Here is a 10,185-nt window from a genome sequence, read left to right as displayed (position 1 = left end):
AACTTCCTCCATTCCTGGCTCTCGTCACGGGAGCCAGGGCTGTTGCGATGCTATCTCCATGAACTCCCTTCCCTTACTGCGCCGTCTGGCCGAGCAGCGTCAATTCGAGTCATTGCTCGAAGCCTGTGACGCCGCCGCGCCGCACAACCCAGGCGAACAGGTGCTGCTGGCCCTGGCGTACGCCCATCTGGGCGAAGCGCAAGCTGCGCGAGACTGCCTGGAATCGCTGGACCCAAAGGAGCTCGATGTCGATGCCCGCGTCGATCTGGCAGCCGTGCAACTGCTGCTTGGCAATGTGGACGAAGCCATGCGGCTGCTGGAGGCGGCGCGCGCCGAGGCGCCCGGGCATGCGCTGCTGCTGGCGCGGCTGGGGGCCTGCCGGTGGCAACAGCAGGACCTGGCCGCGGCGCAGGCGTTGTATGAACAAAGCCTGGCGTTGCAGCCACGCATACTGGTGTTCGAGCAACTGCTGCGCATGCATGTGCAAAGAGGCGCCCTGGAGCAGGGTGAGCTGCTGCTGACACGGACCGAGGCGTTCTGGGAGATGGAGCGTGCGCAGTGGCCGCAGTCGCAAGCGCTATGGCATGACCAGCAACTGCGCGGCCTGCGCCTGGAGCTGTGCCTGGCGGCGGATGACCTGGCCGCGGCCGATGCCTGGCTCGATCGGCAGCAGGCCCAGCTGAGCGAGCAGGACTGGTGCGCGCTGCTGCAAGGCTACGCGCTGCGCCTGGCCGAACGCGGGCAGCATGCCGCGGCCGAGGATGCGCTGCGCCGGGGGCTCAAGCACCATCCGGAGCAGCTGCCGCTGTACCAGCAGCTGGCTGAGCTGGCAATGGTGCAGGGGCGCCCGGGCCAGGCCATGGCCTTGCTGCACCGGGCGCTGCGCCTGGCTCCCCAGCCCACGCCGCAACGCTTGGTGTTGAAGATCAAGCTCGCTGGGATCGCCAGCCAGGCGCATTCTCCGCTGGCGCTCGAACTGGCCAGCCAGGCGCTGGAAGAAGCGCAGGCGCTGCAGCCGGGCGACGATGCTACACCGGAGCAGATTACCCAGGGACGCGCGCAGGCGCAGGTAGCGCTGGCCGGCGCACAGGCGCAGGAGCAGCAGCATGCCGAGGCCGAGGCCGGATACCTGCAGGTGCTGCAGGACCATCCCGGGCTGCCAGCGGCCCTGCAGGGGCTGGGCCATCTGTATCTGCAATGCGGGCGCATCGACGAGGCCCTGGCGTTGTTCGAGGAACTCAAGCTGCAGGACCCCGTGCGCGGCCACGCGGCGTTGATTGGCGCACGGCGCTTTCCAGAAGACGATGCAACCCTGCAGCGCCTGGAGCTCGATGCGCGCCGCCCCGGCCCGGAGGGGCCGGTACAGCCCAGCCTGCTGCTGCAGCTGGCGGCCGCCTGGGAAAAGCGTAAGGATTACGCCAAAGCCTTTGCCCTGGCGGATGAAGCCAGCGCCGCCAACCGCCGACTTCTGCGCTACGACCCCGCGGCCCACCGCCAGGCCTGCGCGCGCATCCGCCATGCGTTCAGCCGCTCGCTGTATGAGCATCGGCCTGGCCTGGGCAACCCCTCGACGCTGCCGGTGTTCGTGCTGGGCATGCCGCGCTCGGGCACGACCCTGGTGGAACAGATCCTCGCGGGCCACAGCCAGATCCATGGCGCGGGCGAGCTGGGCCTGATTCCCGGAGTGATCGCCGGGCTGGAGCGCTGGGAGCGGCACGCGGGATCGGGGCGCGGCTTTCCCGACTGCGTCGATGACCTCAGCGCCCAGGTCGTCGACGGAATCACCGCCAATCTGCTCAAGGAACTGCAGGACTATGCGCCCGGAGCGCGCCATGTGGTGGACAAGCTGCCGCACAACTTCGAGAACGTTGGCCTGATCAAGCTGTTGTTCCCGAAGGCACGCATCGTCTCGGTGCGGCGCGACCCGCGCGATATCGCGATCTCCAACTATTTCACCGATTTCGCGGCCAAGCATGGCGGTCTTGGGTATTCCTACGACCTGGGCTGGATCGGCGAACAGCTCGCCGACCACAACCTGCTGATGCACCACTGGAATCAGCTGTTTCCCGGCGAGATGCTCGAGGTGCGCTACGAAGATGTGCTCGAGCACCCGGAGCGCGAGGCGCGGCGCATGCTGGATTACATCGGTGTGGCGTGGGAGCCCGAGGTGCTGAACTTCAGCGAGCTGCAGCGGCCGGTGAAGACTGCCAGCGTCTGGCAGGTGCGCCAACCGCTGTACCAGAGCTCCAAGGCCAAGTGGGAGCACTACCAGGAGCATCTGGGTCCGCTGATCCGCGGCACCAATGCGCCGATCCGGTGGGAGCCCATCACCGACATGGTGGCGCTGCCCGTGCCGGGCCTGCTGGAAAACGCCGTGGCGCTCTACAGGGACGAGCAGCTCGATGAGGCGGAGCAGGATCTGCTGCAGCTGCTGCACCATCTGCCAGAACATGCCGCGGGCAATTTCATGCTGGGGCTCATCTATGTGCGCAAGGGCCATCTTCAGGAGGGCATCGCGCGCATGGAGCAGGGCTTTGCGCGCTGCAGGTGGAATGCCGATTGGCGCCGCGATCTGATCCAGGCATATGAATTGGCGGGCCAGCAGGACAAGGCCGATGCGCTCAAAAGCCGTGGCGCCGGGCGGGAGCAGGGTGAAGCGGTGGAGCAGGATACCGTGGGAGAGATCGAATGCTAAGGGCAATGGCAAATTCCGGGCGCGGCTGGATGCTGTGCGCGTTGCTGCTGGCATGCGGCGCACCCGCCGCGGCGCAGCCGGTCGATGGCCTGCAGGCGGCCCTGCAGGCGGCGCTGGGCTGGCACCCCGCGATCAACGGCAAGCAGGCACAGATCAAGGCGCGTGAATATTCGGCGGATGCCGCGCGCGCCCAGCGCCTTCCGACGCTGTCCTTCCAGGCGCAGCAATATGGCTCGGGCAATGGGGATTCCGCCAGTGGCGCGGGCTCTTCCCTGCCCACCACGCTGCGCGCGCGCCAGCCGTTGTGGGCCTTTGGCCGCATCGACAGCGCCATCGCGCTGGCCGATGCCGAAACCACGCGCGAGCGCGTGGACCTGCTGCGCGTGCGGCGCGACCTGCTCGACCGCACTTCGCGCGCCTATGCCCGCGTGCTGGGCAGCCGCGCGCTGCTGGCGGTGGCGCAGGCCAACCTGGCGGCGCACCGCGATCTGCTGGCGCAGATCCAGCGCCGGCAGACCGGCCAGCTGGCCTCGGTGGCCGATGTGCGCCTGGCGACCACGCGCATGTCGCAGGCCCAGGCGCGCGCCGACCGCTATCTGGGGGATCTGGAGATCGCGCAGAGCGATCTGCGCGCGCTCACGCGGGTGGAATTGGCCGCCGAGCAGCCCGTGCCCGAAGGCCTGCTCGCGCTGGGCGATGCCGCGATGCTCAGGCAGGCGGCGCTCGACAACAGCGCCGAGATCCGGCTCAAGCGCCAGGAGATCGATCTTGCCGCAGCTGGGGTCGAGCAAGCGAGCAAGGCCTCGATGCCCACGCTCTACATGCAGGCGGACAAGGACCACGGCCGTGCCGGCTACCGCGAGGCCGTGCGCGTGAGCCTGGTGTTCGAGGCCACGCTCGAAGGCATGGGCTATGCCGCGGGCAGCCGCACCGGCGCGGCCATCGCGCGCCAGCAGGCGGCCGAGGATGGCCTGGCCGATACGACCAACGAGATCGAGCGCAGCGTCAGAAGCCTGCAGCGAAGCCGCCAGCTGCAGGAAGAGATGATCGAGGTGCAGGGAGCGACGCTGGGAGAGCTGCAGGAAGTGCTGGCCTCCTACCAGCGCCAGTATGTCGCGGGCAGCAAGAGCTGGCTCGAGGTGCTCAATTTCCAGCGCGAGCTGAGCGAGCAGCAATTGCAACTGGCGCAGGCGCGCAGCGACTGGACCCTCCTTTCGCTGCAGCTTGCGGCCCTGGTCGGCGGGCTCGATCCGCTGGTCGAATCGGAAATGAAAGCGTTCTGAGCCATGCAGAGTTCCGTTCCTAAGAATTTCACGGCCCCTTCTGCTGAGCTGATCGGGCGGCTGCTCGCGCGGCTGCAGGTGCCCTTCGATGCGCAGTCGCTGGCCCAGGCCTGGGCGCAGCCGGACGTGAACGCCGAAAGGGGCCCGGCCCACTGGCTGGGCCAGGTGCTGCGCCAGGCCGGCTTGAAGAACGTGATGCCGGTGGCGCTGGCGTGGCGGCGTTTCGACCGGCGGCGCCTGCCGGCGCTGGTGCTGCACGAGGGCGGCTGGTTCCTGGTGGAGCGCCAGCCCTTGGGCCCGTTGCTGCTGAGCGGCGCCGATGGCCAGCAGCAGCCCATCGACGACGCGGCGCTGCAGGACGCGGTGGTGCTGTGGCTGCGCGCCCCGGTGGCCAGCGCCAAGGTGCCGGTCACGGGCAATCTCGCGGCACGCCTGGTGTGGCGCGAGCTGTTTCGCGACCGCGGCTGGCTGAGCAAGATCGTGGTCGCCACGGTGCTGGTCAACCTGCTGGCCGTGATGACCTCGATCTTCGCGATGCAGGTCTACGACCGGGTGGTGCCCACCATGGCCTATGCGACGCTGACCACGCTGGTTTCCGGCATGTGCCTGATCGTCGTGCTGGACTGGCTGCTGAAGACGACGCGGGCCCGGATCATCGACAGCCTGTCGTGCGCGGTGGACCAGCGCGTGTCGCAGCAGGTCTACGAGCATCTGCTGCACCTGCGCCTCGACCTGCAGCCGCGCAGCCTGGGCACGCTGGCCGCGCAGGTCAGCAGCCTCGACGCGGTGCGCAATTTCTTCAGCTCCGGCGTGATCTTCGCGCTGGTCGATCTGCCCTTCGCGCTGCTGTTCCTGGCCTTCATCGCCATCATCGGCGGCGCGGTGGGCTGGGTCTATGCGCTGATGCTGCCGGTGGCGCTGGTGCTGGGCTATTCCACCCAGTTGCGCCTGCGCGCGCTGCTGCGCCAGCAGATGCTGCGCAGCCACGAGCGCCAGGGCCTGCTGGTCGACACCATCCGCGGCGCCGAGTCGATCCGCGCCAACAACGCGGCCTGGCAGTTCTCGCAGGACTGGCAGGCGATCACCGCCAGCATCGACGGCTACGGCGTGCAGCAGCGCGAGATCAGCAGCATTTCCTCCGTGAGCACCTCGAGCCTATCGACGCTGGCCTATGTGGCGGCGATCGTGGTCGGCGTCTGGCAGATCGAGGCCGGGCTTTTGACCATGGGCGGGCTGATCGCCTGCAGCATCCTGGGCGGGCGCGTGATCGCGCCGATCGCCCAGAGCGCGCAGTACATGGTGCAGTGGCAGCATGTGACGCAGGCGCTGCAGATGGTGCACCAGGTGCTGCAGCTGGAGGGCGAGCGCCGCCCCGGCCAGCACCTGCTGCTGCCCGACGAGTCGCCGCGCACGCTGGAGGTGGAGAAGCTGCGCTACGCGTACCCCGAGTCGCCGGTGTGCCAGCTCGATATCGAGCAGCTGCGCTTCAAGGCCGGCGAGCGCGTGCTGCTGGTCGGGCCCGTGGGCTGCGGCAAGTCGACGCTGCTGAAAGCCTTGGCCGGCCTGTACCGGCCCAGCGAGGGGCGGGTGCGGCTGGGCGATGCCGACCTGTGGGAGCTCGATCCGCAGCTGGTGGCAAGCCAGGTGGGGTACCTGCCGCAGAGCCCGCATCTGTTCAAGGGCACGCTGCGCAGCAACCTCGCGCTGTCGGGCGCGGGCGGCGACTCGCGCCTGCTGCAGATCACGCGCGAGCTGGGCATCGACGCCATCGCGGCGGCCAGCCCGCAGGGCATGGAGCTGGCGATCAGCGAGGGCGGCGAGGGGCTCTCGGGCGGGCAGCGCCAACTGGTGGCCGTGGCGCGCCTCTTGATCAGCCAGCCCCGCATCTGGTTGCTCGACGAGCCCACGGCGTCGCTCGATGCCGAGGCCGAGCAAAAGGTCTGGCGCACGCTGGAGTCGGCCCTGGGGCCGGACGACGTCCTCATCGTCGCGACCCACCGGCCGGTCGCGGCCGCGCGCCTGGCCACACGCGTGATCGCGATGCAGCAGGGCCGGATCGTGAAGGATGGCGCGCCGGAAGTGGTGCTGGCGCAGTTGCTGGCGCGCCCGGCCCCCGCGGTGAAGATGGCAAAAGAGGTGAGCATCAATGTGGTCTGATCGTTTCTCTCAGGATGAAGACGCGCGCCGGCAGGCGCATGTGCGCAGGCTCCAGAATGTCCACCGGGGGAACCAGGGCTGGTTGCTGGGCCTGCTTTTCGTGGCGGTGCTGGTCTTTGGGGTGTGGGCCACGATGTTCCGCATCGATGAGGTCGCGCGCGCCGGGGGCGAGGTCATCGCCCGCAGCCGGGTGCAGGTCATCCAGTCGGTGGACGGCGGCGTGCTCGAGCAACTGCTGGTGCGCGAGGGCGACCGGGTGGAGCCGGGGCAATTGCTGGCGCGCCTGGAGCAGACACGCTTCGGCGCCTCGGTGGGCGAGGTCGAGGCGCGGCTTTTTGGCCTTCAGGCCAAGATCGTGCGGCTGCGCGCCGAGGTCACGGGCGAGGGGCGGCTGGCTTTTCCCGCGGACCTGGTGGCGCGCTCGGGGGAAACCGCGCGCGTCGAGGAGGCCCTGTTCAGGCAGCGCCGCCAGGGCATCGACGAGGAGCTCAGGACGCTGCGCGTGGCCGTCGACCTGGCGCAAAAGGAGCAGCGCATCGTGGACCAGCTCTATGCCGACGGCGATGCCAGCGGCTCGGAGGTCCTGCGCGTGCAGCGCGGGTTCAACGAGGCGCAGGCGCGGCTGGCGAACCGGCGCAACAAGTTCCTGGAGGACGCGCGCATCGACCTGGCCAAGGCCGAGGACGACATCGCGCAGGGTGCGCAGACGCTCACGCGGCGCAAGCAGGAACAGTCGGACAGCGTGTTCACCGCGGTGGTGCCCGGCATCGTCAAGAACATCCGCGTGACCACGGTGGGCGGCGTGCTGCGCGCGGGGGAGGAGCTGATGCAGATCGTGCCGGTCGATGACGAGCTCATGGTCGAGGCCAAGGTCAGCCCGGCGGATATCTCGCGCGTCGTTCCGGGCCTGGAGGCGACCCTGCGCTTCGATACCTTCGACTACACCATCTTCGGTGGCGTCAAGGGCCGCGTCGCCTATGTCAGCGCCGACAGCCTCAAGGAGGAAACCAGCCGAGGCGTGGACACCTACTACCGGGTGCGCATCGAGCCCAGCAGCCTGCCGGTGACCACGACCACGGGGAGGACGCTGGAGATCCTTCCGGGCATGACGGCGCAGGTGGACATCCGCACCGGCGAGCGCTCGCTGATGGATTACCTGCTCAAGCCGCTGCGCAAGACCATGAACGAATCCTTTGGAGAGCGCTGAAATGGCGAATGCAACTAACGTGGTGCCGCAGGCGGGCCAGGTCGCGCGCAGCCAGCGCGAGCAGCTGCTCGGGCAGCGCGGCCGGGTCATCTGGTTCACCGGCCTGTCCGGTTCTGGCAAATCCACGCTGGCCTATGCGCTCGAAGCGCGCCTGCATGCGGCGGGGCGGCATTGCGTGGTGCTGGATGGTGACAACCTGCGCCACGGCCTGTGCGCCGACCTCGGTTTCTCGCCCGCGGACCGGCACGAGAACCTGCGCCGCGCGGCGCAGGTCGCTCGGCTGTTTGCCGAGTCGGGAACGATCTGCCTCGCCGCCTTCATCTCCCCCATGCGCGCCGACCGGGAGATGGTGCGGCAGATCGTCGGGCCGCAGGACCTGTACGAGGTGTACCTCGACTGCCCGCTCGAGGCCTGCGAGGCGCGCGACGTGAAGCAGCTCTACCAGCGCGCGCGCGCGGGCGCGATTGCCGATTTCACCGGTGTGAGCGCGCCCTACGAGCCGCCGCTGGCGCCGCAACTGGTGCTGGCGACGCAGAGCCAGTCCATTGAGGAGTGCTTGCAGTTGTTGGTCGAGTTGAGCGCTGGATAAGCCGTTCGGGGTGGGCCCGCCTGGGCGGCCCCGCTGAACCATGGATGGCCTTGCCTCCGATCTTGAGCGCAGGCCGTCCATCCTTCGACGGGCTCAGGACGAACGGATAAAAAAGCGTTCGTGGTGAGCCTGTTAACCGTTCGTGGTGAGCCTGCCTGGGCGGCCCCGTCGAACCATGGACGGCCTGCCTCCGAACTTGATCGCAGGCCGTCCATCCTTCGACGGGGCTGCCCCAGCCAGGCCCGGGACGAACGGATGCGTCGGCCCTTACCTCCCCGCACCCCGCGCCGCCAGGAACTGCTGCCCCACGGCCGTCACAACCTCGGCGCGCGCCGCCGTGCGCAGCTGCACCAGGGCGATCTGGCGGCTCTCCGCGGCCTGGGCGATGGGCACCACCCGCAGCCGCGGGTTGCTGTCCCAGGCATGCCGCGCCAGCAGCGGCAGCATGGCCACGCCCATGCCGTCGCTCACCAGCTCCACGATGGTTTCGATGGAGTTCAGTTCCATGAATTCCTGGGGCTTGGCGCGCAGCCGGCGCAGCGTGCGGTCGACCAGCTCGCCGGTGTGCTCGGTACGGTCGAAGCGGATGAACGGATAGCGCTCCACCATGGTGGCAGGCTCCGTTGCCCGGGCGGTGCGCGGCGCCAGCAGCACCATCGGCTCGGCATACAGCGGTGTCCAGACCAGTGCCGGGCGCTTGAGGGCTGGATCGTGCACCACCACGGCCGCATCGAGCTCCTGGTTTTCCACCTGGGCGATCAACCGGCTGGACTTGCCCGAGACCACATGCAGATCCACCGCCGGGTGATGGCGCTTGAGCTCCAGCGTGGCGCGCACCAGCTCGCTCAGCGCCGAGACGATGGAGCCGAATTGCACGGTTCCGGCCAGCGGCGCATTGGCCTGGGTGCCGTGCTTGGCCTGCTCGTACAGCGCCACCAGCTGCGTGGCGATGGGCACCAGGGCCCGGCCGTGCTCGTTGAGCGCCACCTGCTTGCCCTGGCGGGTGAAAAGCGGGCGCTTGAGGTCCTCCTCCAGGGTGCGCATCTGAAGCCCTACGGCCACCTGGGTCAGGGCCACGCGGTGACCGGCGGCCGTGAACGATCCTTCGGTGGCCACGGCCAGGAAAGTGCGCAGGATTCGCAGGCTTGGCATAAAAGTTTTTCTTTCAATAGATGGAAGAATTTACAGCTTTCGCAAAACGCTTTCTATCATCAAAATCGCGCCAATCATCCTGCAAGCTGCCAAATTTCTGGAGTTTCCCCATGTCCGAACACCTGTCCCGCCGGCTTTTCACTTCCTGCGCTGCCCTGCTGGCCTGCGGCGCCCTGGCCACCCCGGCCCTGGCTGCCGACGCCTGGCCTTCGCAGCCCCTCAAGATCGTGGTGGGCTTCGCTGCCGGCGGCGCCAACGACATCGTCGCGCGCATCCTGGCCAAGGAGCTGCAGCAGAGCCTGGGCCAGAGCGTCGTGGTCGAGAACAAGGGCGGCGCCGGCGGCCTGCTGGCCAACGACATCGTCGCCAAGTCGCCCAAGAACGGCTACACCCTGCTGCTGGGCTCCATCGGCAGCAACACCATCGCCCCGGTGCTGGCCAAGAAGCTCTCCTACGACGCGCGCAAGGACCTCGAGCCCATCTCCCTGGTGGCCGAGTCGGGCAATGCCCTGCTGGTGAACGCCAAGCTGCCCTACAAGAGCGTGAAGGAAATCATCGACGCCGCGCGCAAGGAACCCGGAACCATCAACTACGCCTCCTCGGGCAGCGGCTCCACCCTGCATCTGGCCGGCGCGCTGTTCGCGCAGCAGGCGGGCGTGGAACTGGTGCACGTACCTTACCGCGGCAACGGTCCGGCCATTGCCGATGTCTCCGGCGGCCAGGTCCAGGCCATCTTCTCCGGCATTCCGCCCGCCATGACCTCCGCCAAGACCGGCCAGACCCGCATCCTGGCGGTGACCACCAAGGAGCGCGTGAAATCCCTGCCCGACGTGCCCACCGTGGCCGAAGCCGGCCTGCCCGGCTATGCCTTCACTTCCTGGTACGGCCTGTTCACCACCGGCGGCACGGATCCGGCCATCGTCAACAAGCTGGCGCAGGAAGTGCGCAAGATCATTGCCCGCCCCGATGTGCAGGCGCAGTTCGAGGTCCAGGGGCTGACCCCGGTCAGCAGCGACCCCAAGGCGTTCAAGGCGCAGATCGACCGTGAGCTCACGCGCTGGACCCGTGACGTGAAGACCCTGGGCATCACCGCCGACTGAAG

At 68.5% G+C, this 10,185-nt stretch carries 7 protein-coding genes; 6 read left to right on the top strand and 1 reads right to left on the bottom strand.

Going from position 1 to position 10,185, the window contains the following annotated elements:
* The first annotated feature begins 58 nt into the window (after positions 1 to 58).
* Genes M9799_RS19310 through cysC form a run of 5 tightly spaced genes read left to right on the top strand, consistent with a single transcriptional unit; the run spans position 59 to position 7,931 of the window.
* Entirely contained in the window at positions 59 to 2,695 is a 2,637-nt protein-coding gene (locus M9799_RS19310) for a tetratricopeptide repeat-containing sulfotransferase family protein (RefSeq protein ID WP_231043617.1), read from the top strand.
* Between the two features lie 5 nt (positions 2,696 to 2,700).
* Positions 2,701 to 3,978: a TolC family protein gene (locus tag M9799_RS19305; protein ID WP_231043618.1), complete on the top strand. Its 1,278-nt coding sequence runs from the start codon at positions 2,701 to 2,703 to the stop codon at positions 3,976 to 3,978.
* A 3-nt stretch (positions 3,979 to 3,981) separates the two neighbouring features.
* Positions 3,982 to 6,135: an ATP-binding cassette domain-containing protein gene (locus M9799_RS19300; protein WP_231043619.1), complete on the top strand. Its 2,154-nt coding sequence runs from the start codon at positions 3,982 to 3,984 to the stop codon at positions 6,133 to 6,135.
* Entirely contained in the window at positions 6,125 to 7,342 is a 1,218-nt protein-coding gene (locus tag M9799_RS19295) for a beta-barrel domain-containing protein (protein WP_231043620.1), read from the top strand. Before M9799_RS19300 ends, M9799_RS19295 begins: the two co-directional genes overlap by 11 nt.
* Before the next feature lies 1 nt (position 7,343).
* On the top strand, positions 7,344 to 7,931 hold the full coding sequence (gene cysC / locus M9799_RS19290) for an adenylyl-sulfate kinase (RefSeq protein WP_231043621.1): 588 nt from the start codon (positions 7,344 to 7,346) through the stop codon (positions 7,929 to 7,931).
* Between the two features lie 267 nt (positions 7,932 to 8,198).
* Here cysC and M9799_RS19285 read toward each other — a convergent pair whose 3' ends face one another.
* Complete coding sequence (locus M9799_RS19285; RefSeq protein ID WP_231043622.1) at positions 8,199 to 9,083, bottom strand: LysR family transcriptional regulator; 885 nt, start codon at positions 9,081 to 9,083, stop codon at positions 8,199 to 8,201.
* A gap of 110 nt (positions 9,084 to 9,193) precedes the next feature.
* On the opposite strand from M9799_RS19285, the gene M9799_RS19280 reads away from it, so the two are divergent.
* Positions 9,194 to 10,183, top strand: coding sequence for a Bug family tripartite tricarboxylate transporter substrate binding protein (locus tag M9799_RS19280; protein ID WP_231043623.1), 990 nt, complete (start codon positions 9,194 to 9,196; stop codon positions 10,181 to 10,183).
* Positions 10,184 to 10,185: the final 2 nt, after the last annotated feature.

Origin of the sequence: Comamonas endophytica, assembly GCF_023634805.2 — a bacterium.
GTDB classification, from domain to species: Bacteria; Pseudomonadota; Gammaproteobacteria; order Burkholderiales; family Burkholderiaceae_C; genus Comamonas; species Comamonas endophytica.
This window is presented reverse-complemented; position numbering and strand designations above follow the sequence as displayed.